At 71.3% G+C, this 13,361-nt stretch carries 13 protein-coding genes; 9 read left to right on the top strand and 4 right to left on the bottom strand.

Annotation, left to right across the window (positions count from 1 at the left end; all coding sequences use genetic code 11):
• Positions 1-75: 75 nt before the first annotated feature.
• The 4 genes from F7Q99_RS32230 to F7Q99_RS32215 form a co-directional block, all read right to left on the bottom strand.
• Positions 76-297 (bottom strand): hypothetical protein, encoded by a 222-nt coding sequence (locus F7Q99_RS32230; RefSeq protein WP_153468200.1) that lies wholly within the window; start codon positions 295-297, stop codon positions 76-78.
• A 69-nt stretch (positions 298-366) separates the two neighbouring features.
• Entirely contained in the window at positions 367-1,584 is a 1,218-nt protein-coding gene (locus tag F7Q99_RS32225) for a putative PEP-binding protein (protein WP_407697896.1), read from the bottom strand.
• Between the two features lie 35 nt (positions 1,585-1,619).
• The gene (locus F7Q99_RS32220) at positions 1,620-3,470 is read right to left on the bottom strand and encodes an FAD/NAD(P)-binding protein (protein ID WP_326847405.1); all 1,851 of its coding nucleotides are present in this window, start codon (positions 3,468-3,470) and stop codon (positions 1,620-1,622) included.
• A gap of 161 nt (positions 3,471-3,631) precedes the next feature.
• Complete coding sequence (locus F7Q99_RS32215) at positions 3,632-4,630, bottom strand: helix-turn-helix transcriptional regulator (protein ID WP_153468191.1); 999 nt, start codon at positions 4,628-4,630, stop codon at positions 3,632-3,634.
• Between the two features lie 467 nt (positions 4,631-5,097).
• Between F7Q99_RS32215 and F7Q99_RS32210 the strand changes: the two genes are divergently transcribed.
• The 9 genes from F7Q99_RS32210 to F7Q99_RS32170 all read left to right on the top strand — a co-directional run bounded on the left by F7Q99_RS32210 (position 5,098) and on the right by F7Q99_RS32170 (position 13,346).
• Positions 5,098-5,760 carry a LysE family translocator gene (locus F7Q99_RS32210; protein ID WP_326847404.1) on the top strand — a complete coding sequence of 221 codons (663 nt, stop codon included), beginning with the start codon at positions 5,098-5,100 and terminating at the stop codon, positions 5,758-5,760.
• Positions 5,761-6,024: 264 nt separating this feature from the next.
• Positions 6,025-7,557: an AMP-binding protein gene (locus F7Q99_RS32205; protein ID WP_230211112.1), complete on the top strand. Its 1,533-nt coding sequence runs from the start codon at positions 6,025-6,027 to the stop codon at positions 7,555-7,557.
• Between the two features lies 1 nt (position 7,558).
• Positions 7,559-7,822 carry an acyl carrier protein gene (locus F7Q99_RS32200; protein ID WP_153468188.1) on the top strand — a complete coding sequence of 88 codons (264 nt, stop codon included), beginning with the start codon at positions 7,559-7,561 and terminating at the stop codon, positions 7,820-7,822.
• Positions 7,823-7,824: 2 nt separating this feature from the next.
• Positions 7,825-8,835, top strand: a complete 1,011-nt coding sequence (locus F7Q99_RS32195) for a hypothetical protein (RefSeq protein ID WP_326847403.1) — start codon at positions 7,825-7,827, stop codon at positions 8,833-8,835.
• Positions 8,828-9,688, top strand: coding sequence for a tryptophan synthase subunit alpha (gene trpA / locus F7Q99_RS32190; protein WP_326847402.1), 861 nt, complete (start codon positions 8,828-8,830; stop codon positions 9,686-9,688). The genes F7Q99_RS32195 and trpA overlap by 8 nt, the downstream gene beginning before the upstream one ends.
• Positions 9,669-10,043, top strand: coding sequence for an ectoine synthase (locus F7Q99_RS32185; protein WP_153468185.1), 375 nt, complete (start codon positions 9,669-9,671; stop codon positions 10,041-10,043). Before trpA ends, F7Q99_RS32185 begins: the two co-directional genes overlap by 20 nt.
• Before the next feature lie 29 nt (positions 10,044-10,072).
• A complete protein-coding gene (locus tag F7Q99_RS32180) occupies positions 10,073-11,212 on the top strand; it encodes an acyl-CoA dehydrogenase family protein (RefSeq protein ID WP_153468182.1) in 1,140 nt (379 codons plus the stop codon).
• Positions 11,213-11,247: 35 nt separating this feature from the next.
• Positions 11,248-11,934 (top strand): transglutaminase-like domain-containing protein, encoded by a 687-nt coding sequence (locus F7Q99_RS32175; RefSeq protein ID WP_230211111.1) that lies wholly within the window; start codon positions 11,248-11,250, stop codon positions 11,932-11,934.
• 50 nt (positions 11,935-11,984) lie between these two features.
• Complete coding sequence (locus F7Q99_RS32170) at positions 11,985-13,346, top strand: TrpB-like pyridoxal phosphate-dependent enzyme (RefSeq protein WP_326847401.1); 1,362 nt, start codon at positions 11,985-11,987, stop codon at positions 13,344-13,346.
• Positions 13,347-13,361: the final 15 nt, after the last annotated feature.

The raw sequence follows: 13,361 nt of genomic DNA, 5'->3' as shown, positions 1-13,361 counted from the left end.
CGGGGGAACGTGCCGGTTCCCCTGGGCCGGCGACCCAGGGAAACGGTTCGCGCTTTCTCCGCTCGTGGTGGACAGTCAGGCGGCCGGGGCGGAGGCCTCGCGGCCCCGGCGGGTGCGCCGGTGGAAGGTCTCCGTGAACGTCTCGCGCCTACCGCTCGGGTCGTTGTAGGACATGGAGATCGCGGCCGCGATGATGGCACCGACCAGGTCGTTCTGGACCTGGTTCCAGTTGTGCGGCTCCGGCCCGCACTCCTCGGCGCAGGTGGTGAGTCCCTTGAGGCCGTGCAGTGCGTGCATGGCCTGGACGGATACGCGCGACTGTCGAGGTTCTGCGCACGCACCCTCTCTCGCTCGCCGCGGCCCTGTTCACCCGAAAGCGACTGAGGGATTCCGCCCGGCGAGGAGTACCTGCCGCAGTTCGGCGGTGCACATCATGTAGCCGTCCGGGGCCGGCAGGCGTTCCAGGTAGTGGGCGAGGTCCTCGCCGAGCGCGAACACCCTCACCGGCGTGCCCGCGGCGCGTGCGGACTCCACCACCCTCTGCACCCCGTCCAGGACGGCCGGGTGGCGGGTCCGGTAGGAGCCGGCCACCAGGTGGTTGCTCCGGTCCGCGGCGAGATAGAACTGCACCAGGTCCTTCGTGCCGAGGAACAGCTCGCTGGCGCCCGCGGCGCAGATCGCCGTGGCGGCGTGCACCGCGGCGGGCGTCTCGATGAACGCGGCGAGGGGCACGCCGACCGGCAGCTCCAGGTGCGCCCTGAGCCGGGTGAACTCCTCCTCGTCGTTGAGGAACGGAACCGAGAGGTGCACCAGTCGGCCCGCATCGTCCGCGAGCCGCTCCTGAAGGGCCCCGAGCACGGCGTGCAGCGCGTCCCGGTAGGTGGTGGAACGCAGTAGCCAGCGCGCGCCGTGCAGGCCCAGCTCGGGGTTGGGCTCGACCGCGACCGGGGCCAGCTCGGTCACGCCGGCGGCGTGGTCGGAGCGCAGGTCGAGGAGTCTCAGGACCAGTCGCTGGCCGGGCAGGAGCGCCTGCGCGAGTGTGCACAGCCGGTCCGCGACGGCCCGCCCGTAGGCTGCGATGTCGGCCGGGCCGCCGGCCAGGGCGTCGAGCGGACGCAGGCCCGCCGCCAGACAGAGGAACTCCTCCCGGATGAAGAAGCAGTCGACCCGCTGTGCGTTCGGCCCGCACGAGTTGACCGTGTGGATGTCCTGGAGGTCGGCGATGACCGCACACGCCGAGCCGAGATCGGCCGGCGAGGGCTGCCCGGCCGAGGGTCCTCGCTCCCCGGCAGCCGCGTCGGACCCGATGACGATCGACTCGCTCTCCAGGTGCAGCGTCACCTCCCCGACCAGGTCGGCGAGATCCGCCTGGTCGACGCGAAGCACCGGGATGCCCCGGCCGCGGCACAGGGACTGCATGTGGCCGGTCGCCCCGCCCATGCCGCAGACGACCGCGCGGGCCGCCACGATCGCGTCGTACAGGCCCGCTTCGAGGGAAGGGACGACGAGGATGGATCCCGCGAGTGGCCTTCTCGTGCGGTTGCAGGTGCCGCGCAACACGCTCTGCGTCCCACCGGTCAGCAAGGAACCCTGAATCCGTCGCCCGTTCAACTGGCCTCCTATTCCTCGGCGTTCGCTAGTCCCAGGTGTCGACGCAGCTGCCGTGGCGTCACGGAGACGTCGGTGAGCCGCTGGACGGCGGCCCGTCCGACGAGCGCCCTCATCACGCCCTCGTGCCGGGAGGCGTCCGCGGGAAGGACCGGAGGTCCGCCCATGGACCGGATACGGGCGTCCAGCCGGGAACCGAGCAGTTCCCTTTCACGCCGGGCCCGCGCGGCCAACCTCCTCACCTCCAGGACCACAGCCTCCTCGAATCCGGCCCGGCCCGCTTCCTCGGCCTTGCTGACATGGCCACGCTCTTGGGCCGTACCGAGAGCCAGGTCGCCGTCGCCCAGCTCCAGTTGCTCGATCACGTGGGCGGCGACTGCGATCGACTGGTTCTTGATGGCGGCGAGATTGAACGCGAACGCGCCGGTGCGGCCGTTGCGCACGATCTCGTCGCCCTCCCTCGGTACGCCGACCGCGAAGACCGGGCCGGCCGGCTTCCCGTCGGGGCCCAGCAGCGCCCCCTGCCCGTCGACCTCCACACCGCGCCCCGTGCGTTCATGGGGTACCGCGATTCCCCGCCCAAGGAGGTTCCTCCAGAGCGGCCGCTCGACCCTGCTGTAGTCCCACTCCCTGGCGACGTTGCACACCACCAGGTCTGCCTCGATGGCGTGCCCCTGCCCCGGTTCCCGCGGGGCCGTGACCGAGACGGTCAGCCGCCCCGATGTCGCCGGCGTGACCTTCTCCACCTTGCCGACGACCAGGCCCACCATCCCGTCCGGCGGCTGCATCGCACGCTCGATGACCGCCATCGTGTACTCCACCGCGCCGACCCGCAGAGAGGCGATGGCGGTACCGAAATCGTCCAGAAGGCACCGTAGTTCAGCGGAGGGAATCCGCTCGATGGCCTCGGGAAGATGCGGCTCCCACGCCTTGGCCACCCGCTCCGCGACCACCCTCGGGTCGACGTCGGGGTGGTCCCGGACGACCACCGCGCACGCCCGCTCCCATTCGGCCCACACTCGGGCGAGAAACTCCTCGCGGTTGCGGTACGGTTCCAACAGCGATGTCGGGCAGGGAAGTTGCAGCACTCCGTGTGCGTGGCCGGCCGGATACGCGCGGAAGATCGTCCCGGTCCCGGAGATCAGGTGGATCTTCCCGGTGTGGCCTCGGCGCAGCAGGAGGCCTGCCGAGTCGTACGCGCTCAGTACGGAGCCGACGATCGTGACGGTGGCCTCGGGCGGGAGCGCCAGGAGCTTGCGGACGCCGGCGGCTGAGTACGGGTTGCGCACGAAGGACGGGTGTTCCAGGACCTCGGAGGCGAAGGGCGGCTGTCCGAGTTCGAGGCCGGTCGCGAGAACGACGTGGTCGGCGGACAGCGTCGCCGGCCCCGGGCCCCGCACCGTCACCTCGACCCCTGCGGAGTGAACCTCCAGGTCGACCGCCTCGCCGTCCGCCTCGACGAGCACGACACCGGGACAGGCCTCCCGTCCGGCCTCGGCCAGGCGGTCGGTCAGGTAGTCCTGGAAGATCCGCCGCGGTGCCGGGCCCTGCTCGACGAACTCGAACTCCTTCCAGGGCGCCGGCCACTTCCGTCGGTCGGCCTCGCGATTGGCCCAGCGGACGAAGTCGAGGACGTCCTCCCGGAACACCGACATCCGGCCCGCCTGGATGTTGAACACATGGTCCCAGGGGTTGCCGTCCCGGTGATAGGCGATGCCGGCGGACCGGTAGTCGTAGCGCCGTTCGAGCAGGACCACCTCCAGCGGCCTGCGTGCGAAGCGCAGCAGCCGGATCGCCGTGGCGGTGCCGGCCAAGCCCGCTCCGACGATGAGCACTCTTGGGCACGTACCTGTTCGACTCACGGTGAGATCCTCCCCGGTTGAGCGATGGGAACCCGGACCTGCTGACTCGCGCCGGGGCAAGCATTTCTGGCGGATCGTCACTCGGAACGAACGGGTCGTCGTAGGTGGACCCCGTCCTCAGGGGCGCACCTGGCCTTCTCGGTACGCCCTCGACCCCGAGGCTAGTTCAGCCAGCCCAGCTGGCCGGCGCGCACGCCGGCCTGGAAGCGGTTGTCCGCTCCGAGCTTCTCCATCAGGTCGTAGATCAGCCGTCGCAGCGTGCGGATCGACACGCCCAGTTCGCGGGCTATCGCCTCGTCCTTCAGGCCTGCGTTCATGAGCCGCAGGATCCCCGACTGCTGGCGGCTGAGCGGGCTTTCGGCGGGTTCGCGGCGGGGCGGGGTGTCGGCGCCGAGTTCGACGGCGGACTGCCAGCAGTGCTCGAAGACGCGCCGCAGCAGCCGGGTGATCACCGGGCCCCGGGTGACGAGCGCGGACGGCTGGGAGTGCTCCGGGTCGAAGGTCGGGGTGAGGGCCATCACGTCGTCGATGACGATGAGGCGGAAGGGGATCGTCGGGGCCAGCCTGACCCGTACCCCGCCGGCCTGCATGTCCTCCAGCAGGGCCAGGCCGTGCGGCATTCGGGCCGTGGAGGCGAGGTGGATGGTGCGCATCCCGACGCCGCGGTCGACGACGCGCTGGTTGCGCTCCAGCCGCGCCTTGGAGCGGCTCTCGACCACCGGCCCCGGGTGCATGCTGAGGATCTCGTCGCGCGCGAGGTCGGTGCAGTCCTCCAGGATGGCGGAGATCCGGTCCAGGCCGACGATCACCTCGACGGGGGCGAGGCTGGCCTGCTGCTGGTACTGGTCGGCGAGTTCGGTGGCGAGTAACCGGATCGCCTTGCGCAGCCACACGGCCTCGTGCGCCCAGCGGGAGGCGGCCTGTTCGGCGCGGGTGGCGAGGTCGTTGAGGGCCCGTTCGGTCGAGGTGACGGTTAACTGGTCGGCCGAATCGGGCGAGTTGGCGACCAGCCCGATCGCGACCAGCAGGTCTCTGGCCTCCTCGTACTGGGCGGGGTCGAGCCCCGCCTGGGCGCCGAGACTCGCCGGTTCGAGCTCGGGTTCCTTGCGGAGTCTGCGGTAGAGGTCGGCGATGACCTTTCGGTCCGATTCAAGATCCATCCCTGGCTCCAGGCACACTTCAGCTGCTCGGTGGTGGTGCTTCGTGGTGCTGACCGCTCGATGCCGCGCATCGTCCGCGTTCCGTGTGGAGGGGAACTCGGCGACGTCAACTGGCCCATTCCTGTCACGGCACTGTTGGGACAGGTGGGTTTACTTTACAGGTTTCCGCCCCCCAAGCAGGATCGGGGTAGTCGCTGAACAGGGCGAAGACCGCAAGGCATCGCACAGCATCGACTACCCAAAAATCGGTCAATACTGGGGGGACGTACGCAAATGGCTGACCTCAAGCATTCTTTACGCCGCGAGCCCGCTGTTCAGGGCCTCCTTCCCGCCACTTCCCTGACGCGCGCCTGCCGGCTTGCTAGGGTGGCAACGCCCGACGGAACGTCAGAAGTGTTCCCGTGGGAGACGGATGACGACCTGGAGTGGGGCTGAGCCTCGGCTTCGCGTCCAGAGGGGGAGGCTCGGTGGAGCTGACGTTTCCATCCGGGGCGGCGCTCGGGGTGTTCGTACCGATGGTGATGGCCCTGGTGGCCGTTCCCGGCCCGAACATGCTCTTGATCCTCAGCCGTGGGATCGGGCAGGGCCGCCGGGCCGCCTTCGCCTCCGCCGTCGGAGTCGAACTGGGCACCATGGTCCACGTGTTGGGCACGGTGATCGGGGTGTCGGCGCTCATCGCGACGTCCGCCCTCGCCTTCAACGTGGTCAAGTACGCGGGCGCCGCCTACCTGGTCTACCTGGGGGTGCGCACGCTGCTGGCCAAGGCGGAGGGACCGGCCGGGCCGGCCGCCGCCACCGAGCCGCTGCGCGTGCTGACGCTGCTGCGCCAGGGCGTGCTGGTCAACGTGCTCAACCCCAAGGTGGCGCTGTTCTTCCTGGCGCTGCTGCCGCAGTACGTCAACCCGTCGCGGGGTTCGGTGGCGAGCCAGACCCTGGTGCTCGGGCTGGTGTTCTTCGTCATCGCCCTGGCCATGGACCTGGTGTACGCGGCGGCCTCCGTGGGGGTCGGGGCCTTTCTGGCACGGAGTGCACGCTTCGTGAGCGCACAGAAGTACGTCACTGGCTGTACGTATCTCGTGCTGGGTGCCAGCGCGGCGTTCGCGCAGCCTGCCGGGCACCGGGCGAACTGACCGGCGCATTCCGCTCCGCTTCTCTTTTTTGTTCACCACTCAACTCACGCTGAGTGTTGTCCGGCGCTGCTGCCCGACTTCCATCAGGTTCACGAATCAACCTTTTTCAGGTCGATCCAGCGGTGTTCGGTGCGCGGTGGTGCGAATTCACCTGCCCGCGTTGAAACCGTCCGCTGATGCGACATCGGCCGTTCACGGTCATCCCCCGTTCACACTGCCCTGGCGCCGTGCTGTTCCGGCACGGTGAGAAGGAAGGCGTGTCCGTTGTTATCGAGTTCCCTTTCCGACCGCATCGCCGAGCAGGCGCGAATGCGCCCGGAGGCCGCGGCCCTGCTCTGGCACTCGGGCGAGGTGAGCTACGCCGAGCTCCACGCCCTGGCCGGCGCCGCCGCCGCCCGGCTCACCGCGCTCGGGCTGCCGCACGGCAGACCGGCGGCCCTGGTCGCCAAGAAGTCGCCCGAGGCGATCGCCGTGGTGCTCGCCTGCCTGAGGCTCGGTCAGCCACTGCTGCTGCCCTCGCCGGAGCTGGGCGCCGAGACGCTGTCCGCCCTGCTGGAGCGCTGCGACGCCGTCCGGCTGCCGGCCCCGGCGGAGCTGACCGGCGGCGAAACCCAGGCCGACACCCAGGCCGGCAGCCAAGAGGCCGACAGCCACACCGCCGGCAGCGGGCCCGACCCGCAGCAGGTCGCGCTGCTGCTCACCACCTCCGGCTCGACCGGCCTGCCCAAAGTCGTCCCCCTGACCACGGGCGCGGTGGACCGCTTCACCGACTGGGCCGCCGGCCACTTCGGCATCGGCCCGGACACCACCGTCCTGAACTTCGCGCCGCTCAACTTCGACCTGTGCCTGCTGGACATCTGGACGACGCTCAGCCGAGGCGGCTGCGTGGCCCTCGTGGACCAGGACCTGGCCACCAACCCGGCCCACCTGCTCGCGCTGTTCCAGCAGCGCCCGGTCGACGTGGTCCAGGGCGTCCCGATGCTCTACCAGCTGCTCACCCGGGCCGCCCGCACCGACGCGGCGACGGCGGCCCTCGCCGAGGTCCGCCACGCCGTCGTGACCGGGGACGCGATCAGCGAGCAGGCCTTCGCCCCGCTGCCCGCACTGCTGCCGAAGGCGAGCTTCCACAACGTCTACGGCTGCACCGAGACCAACGACAGCTTCATCCACCCGATCGACCCCGCCGACCCGATGCCGCACGGCGCGATGCCGATCGGCCGGCCCATCGACGGCGTCACCGCGCTGCTGCTCGCCGAGGACGGCAGCGAACTCGCCGGCCCGGGCCTGGGTGAACTCGTCGTCCGCACGCCCTTCCAGACCACCGGCTACCTGGACGCCGACCTCGACCGCGGCGTGTTCACCGAACGCGCGGACGGCCGCTACTACCGCACCGGCGACCTGGTGCGGCGCCACCTCGACGGCGTGCTGACCCTGGAGGGCCGCCGGGACTTCGTGGTGAAGGTCCGCGGGGTGCGGGTGAACACCACCGAGGTGGAAGCGGCCCTGTGCAGCCACCCCGAGGTCGTCGAGGCGGCCGTCCTGGCGGTGACGGACGAGGCGGCCGGCACCCGGCTGCACGCCGTGGTCCAGCGCGCCGCCGGGAGCCCGCTGGACGGCCTGACGCTGCGCCAGGCAGTCGCCGCCCTGCTGCCCAGGGCGGCCATCCCGACCACCGTCGAGCTGGTGGACACCGCCCTGCCCAGGACCGGCACCGGAAAGCTCGACCGCAAGGCCGTCCTGCGCGCCTCCAAGTACGCGCAGGGCCAACGCCCGACGACCACGCCCGCAGGAGGCTGACATGGCGCGCACCGACGACATCAAGAAGTACCTGATCGAGCAGTTCCTCCTCGAGACCACGGTGGAGGACCTGGCCGACGACTACGACCTGCTGGCCAACGGCGTGGTCGACAGCCTCGGCCTGCTGACCCTGGTCAGCTGGCTGGAGACCGAGTACCGGCTGGACATCGACGCGCTGGACATCGCGCCGGAGAACTTCCGCACGGTCGCCGCCATCGACGCCTTCCTGAAGCAGGCCGACGCCGTCGCGGACGGGACGCGGTAGCCGTGTCCGACGTGCTGCAGACCCTGGTCCGGCGGGACGCCCCCGTGGACCGGGCGGCCTGGGCCGACTTCTGGGACCGGCTCCACGGGCGCCGCCTGCGCGGCGGCGAGGCCCTGGCCGTGCTCGCCTCGCTGTCCACCCGCATCCCCGACACCGCCACCGTGGCCGCCTTCCTCGGCTCGCTGGAGGACCGCGCCGAACCGCTGCCGGCCACCTGGCCCGCGACGGTCAACCCGGTCGGCACCGGGGGAGGCCCGGCCACCTTCAACCTGACCACCGCGGCGGTCCTGGTGGCGGCCGCGACCGGCGTGCGGATCGTCAAGACCGGCTCGCGCGGCTACCGCAGCCGCTACGGCTCGATCGACATCCTGGAGCGGCTCGGCATCCCGACCGCCCGCTCCTACGCCGCGTGCGAGGACCACCTGGACCGCTTCAACGTGGCCTTCGCCGGCGGCTTCGTCTACCCGGTCGAGCTGACCGAACTCGCCAGGGCCGTACTGCCGTACGGCTTCAAGCAGGTCGGACGGTTCGTGAACCTGCTCGGCCCGTTCCTGGCCGCCGTCCCCGCCCAGCGCCGCCTGATCGGGGTGTCCGACCACGAAATCCTCGGCCCGTTCCAGGAGTTGGCGCTCACGCGGCCGGTGTGGCTGCTGCACAATCCGCTCGGCATCGACGAACTGGTCAGCTTCACCGAGAACACCGTCCACACCGGCGAGACCGAACTGACCATCGGCCCCGGCGACCTGGCGCTGACCGGGCGCGGCACCCTGGCCGACCTGCGGCCCGCCGCAGTCGACGAGGACCCCGCCGAGCACCTGCTCGCCCTGCTGGGCGGCCGCGGCCCCGAGGCCGCCGTCGAGAGCATCTGCCTCAACGCGGCCTGCGCCGCGCTCGCCTCGGGCCTGCGCACCGACTGGGTCCAGGCCTACCGGGCGGCCCGGGAGGCCGTGGCGGCGGGCGCGGCGCTCGACCTGGTCGAGCGGCTGCGGCGCGAGGTGCCGGCCGGTGTCTGAGTTCTTCCGCGGCCGCGGCCCGGCCGACCCCGGCCTGGCGCTCTTCCTCAATGCCGGCGACCCGGGACTCGACCTGCTCGCCGACCTGGTGACGGCGCTGGACGAGGCAGGCGTGGACTGCCTCGAACTCGCCGTCCCCTTCCCCGACTCGCCGACCGACGGGCCCGTGGTGCGCCGCTCGGCGAGGCGGGCCCTGGACACCGGCGTCGACCTGGACGCCGTGCTGGCCTTCGTGGCCAGGGTGCGCCCCGCCCTGCGGCACACCCGCATCGCACTGCTGGCCGACTGGGGCCACTCGGTGCGAGCGGTGGGCCTGGAGGAGTTCCTGCGGCGGGCCCAAGGCGCCGGCGCGGACGCCACCTTGCTGCACGGCCTGCCGCCGCTGGCCCGGCCCCGCTACCTGGAGGCCGCCGAGCGGATCGGCCAGCCGGTGGTCACCACCTGCTACCCGGGATCCGCCCCCGAGGTCCTCGCCGAAAGCGCCCGCTACGCCTCGGCGTACCTCTACCTGGTCGCCCACTACGGCCGCTCGGGCACCGCGCCGCCCGACCGGGCCCACCTGGCCCCGGTGCTCGCACGGCTGCGCGAGTCGGCCCGGGCACCGCTCGCGGTCGGCTTCGGCGTGCGCACCGCCGCCGACGTCAAGGCCATGGGCGCCCTGGGCGCGGACGCCGCGATCGTCGGCAGCGCGCTCGTCGCGGAGGTCGAGCGGTCGCTGGACAGCGGCCGCGACCCGATCGAGGCGCTCGTGTCGTTCACCGGCGGGCTACGACCCGCTCCCGCCGGCCGGGGCGACGAACAGTCACTCACGCACACACACCAAGGAGAAAGCGATGCTGGTTCGCAAGCTTGAGGACGTCAAGACGGTCGAGTGGGGCAACGGCCTCAGCCGCCGGTTCCTGCTCGCCAAGGACGGCATGGGCTACTCGGTGACCGACACGGTGGTCAGCGCCGGCACCAAGTCCCTGCTGGAGTACAAGCGCCACCTGGAGGCCTGCTACTGCATCTCGGGCCGCGGCGAGGTCGTCGACATGGCGGGCAACAGCCACGTCATCGAGCCCGGCACGCTGTACGCGCTCGACCAGCACGACGCGCACTGGCTGATCGCCTGGCCGGAGGAGGACCTGCGCCTGGTCTGCGTGTTCACCCCGGCGCTGGACGGCGACGAGGTGCACTCCCTCGACGGCGACGGCTCCTCCCACTACTGAGCCGACCGAACCGACCGGGGGATGACGAGATGATCGACTGGTCGGCCGACCAGCGCGACCTGCGCGACGGCCTGGCCCCGTGGTTCGAGAAGTTCGGCGCGGACCACCTGCGGCACGACAAGGCCGCCAGCTTCCCCGAGGAAGCCTGGCAGGCCGTCAGCGAGTCCGGACTGCTCGGACTGCCCTTCGACGAACAGTACGGCGGCCTCGGGCAGGACCTGCCCACCACCATGTACGTCCTGGAGGGCCTCGGCCACGGCTGCCGCAACGGCGGACTGAACTTCTCCGTGACCACCAGCATGGTCGGCGTCGGGGCGCCGCTGCACCGCTTCGGCTCGCCCGAGCTGAAGGAGCGCTACCTGCCCGGGATCGCGACCGGCACCCTCATCGGGGCCCACGCGATCAGCGAACCGGACGCCGGCTCCGACGCCCTGGCGATGCGCACCACGGCCGTGCCCGACGGCGACGCGTACGTGCTGAACGGCAGCAAGACCTTCGTCAGCAACGGCCCGATCGCCGACGTGATCGCGGTCTACGCCAAGACCGACCCGAGCGCAGGCCCGCTGGGGGTGACCACCTTCCTGGTGGACCGCGACACCCCCGGACTCGGCGTCGGCCGACCCGTCGAGAAGATGGGTCTCAAGTCCTCTCCCATGACGGAACTGTTCTTCGACGACTGCCGCATCCCGCGCAGCCAGGTCGTCGGCCGCGCCGGCACCGGCTTCCTGATCCTCGACCACGTGATGAAGTGGGAGATCCTCCTCTCCTTCGCCGTCACCCTGGGCGAGATGCAGCGCCGCCTGGAGGACTGCCTCGCCTACGCCAAGCAGCGCTCCGCGTTCGGCAAACCGATCGGATCGTTCCAGGCGGTCGCCAACCGGATCGTCGAGATGCGCATCGGCGTGGACACCTCCCGCAAGTGGCTCTACGACACCGCCGAGAAGCTGACGGCAGGGCAGAACATCACCGTCGACCTGGCCGCCGCCAAGCTCGTGGTCAGCGAGGCCAGCCTCGCCTCCGCCCTGCACGCCGTGCAGATCTTCGGCGGCAACGGCTACATGTCCGAGTACGGCATCGAGCAGGAACTGCGCAACGCGGTCGCCGGGACGATCTACTCCGGCACCTCCGAGGTCCAGCGCGTCCGCATCGCCACCATGCTCGGCCTGTGACCATGGCCGACACCCCTTCCCGCAATGGAGCAGCCATGCCCGAGTCGCTGGAACACGCCCTGGCGGCAACCGAGTTCATCGACCACGCGAGCGCCGAGGTCGGGCAGTTCGTCGCCGACGTCCTGCCCGACGGCGGCCGGGACGACAAGGACCGGGCCGTGCGCCTCTACTACGCCGTCCGCGACAAGATCGGCTACGAGATCTACGGCGCCGACCTCTCCCGCCGCGGCCTGACCGCCAGCCGGACCCTGCGCCTCGGCCGCGGGCTGTGCATCCACAAGTCCCTGGTGTACCTGGCCGCGCTGCGCTCGGTGGGCATCCCCGGCCGCCTGGTGCTCACCGACGTGCGCAACCACCTCGCCTCGGACCGCATCCGCACCTACATCGGCGGCGACGTCTTCCACTACCACGCACTGACCTCCGTCCACCTGGACGGACGCTGGGTGCGCGCCACCCCCGTCTTCAACAAGCTGATGTGCCGCCTGTACGGGATCGAGCCGCTGGAATTCGACGGCACCGCCGACAGCGTCCACCACCCCTACCGCGGGGACGGCGCCCGGCACATGGAATTCCTGCACGAGCACGGCGAGTTCGACGACCTGCCCCACCAGCAGGTGCTCGACGGGATGCGCCACCACCACCCCGACATCATCGTCGGCCCCGACCGGGACCGGTTCGCCCCCGGCTCCCTGGTCGCCGACGCCACCGGCCGCAGCGCCTGAGCCGCCCACGCACCGCCCACCTCTTCCGTCCGTCACCCGGAGACGACACCGTGGACACCATCAAGTACCAGCTGACCGACAACCAGATCCCGACCTCCTGGTACAACCTGGCCGCCGACCTGCCCGAGCTCGCCCCCGCCCTGCACCCCGGCACCGGGCAGCCCGCCACCGTGGCCGACCTGGTCGCCATCATGCCCAAGGAACTCGCCGAGCAGGAGCTCAGCACCGAGCGGGAGATCGAGATCCCGCCCGTGGTCCGCCAGATCTACGCCCAGTGGCGCCCCTCGCCGCTGTTCCGCGCCCGGCGCCTGGAGCAGGCCCTCGGCACCCCCGCCCGCATCTACTACAAGTACGAGGGCGGCAGCCCGGCCGGCAGCCACAAGCCCAACACCGGCATCGCTCAGGCCTTCTACAACAAGGAAGCCGGCATCCGCCGCCTCGCCACCGAGACCGGCGCCGGCCAGTGGGGCTCCTCGCTCTCACTCGCCGGAGCGTTCTTCGGCCTCGAGGTCAAGGTCTTCATGGTGAAGGTCAGCTACCACCAGAAGCCCTACCGCCGCGCGCTGATGCACACCTACGGCGCCACCTGCGTCGCCAGCCCCAGCACCGAGACCGCCGCCGGGCGGGCCATCCTCGCCGACGACCCGGACTGCCCCGGCAGCCTCGGCATCGCCACCTCCGAGGCGATCGAACTGGCGATGAACGACCCGTTCACCAACTACGCCGGCGGTAGCGTCCTCAACCACGTCGCCCTGCACCAGACCGTGATCGGCCAGGAGGCGCTGCGCCAGCTCGACATGGCCGAGGACTACCCGGACATCGTGATCGGCGCCGCGGGCGGCGGCAGCAACCTCGCGGGCCTCGCCTTCCCGTTCCTCGGCGAGCAACTGCGCGGCGGCCACCGGGTGCGGGTGATCGCCGCCGAGCCGGAGGCCTGCCCGAGCCTGACCAAGGGCCGCATCGCCTACGACTTCGGCGACACCACCGGCCTGACCCCGCTGCTCAAGATGCACACCCTGGGCCACTCCTTCATCCCGCCGGCCATCCACGCCGGCGGCCTGCGCTACCACGGCATCGCCCCGCTGGTCAGCCAGGCCCTGCAGGACGGCCTGCTGGAGGCCCGCGCCGTCGCGCAGACCCGCTGCTTCGACGCCGGACTGACCTTCGCCCGCACCGAGGGCATCGTGCCCGCGCCGGAGTCCACCCACGCCATCCGGGTGGCCATCGACGAGGCACTGCGCCTCAAGGAGGAGGGCCGCTCGCAGGCCATCCTGTTCGGGCTCTCCGGGCACGGCCACTTCGACCTCGGCGCCTACGAGCGCTACCTGGCCGGGGAACTCGCGGACGAGGGCTACGACCAGGAGCGGGTGGAGCGCGCACTGGCCGACCTCCCGACACCGGCAGGGAGCTGATCCGACCGTGCGGCT

It is taken from the genome of Streptomyces kaniharaensis (assembly GCF_009569385.1).
Classification (GTDB): Bacteria; Actinomycetota; Actinomycetes; order Streptomycetales; family Streptomycetaceae; genus Kitasatospora; species Kitasatospora kaniharaensis.
This window is presented reverse-complemented; position numbering and strand designations above follow the sequence as displayed.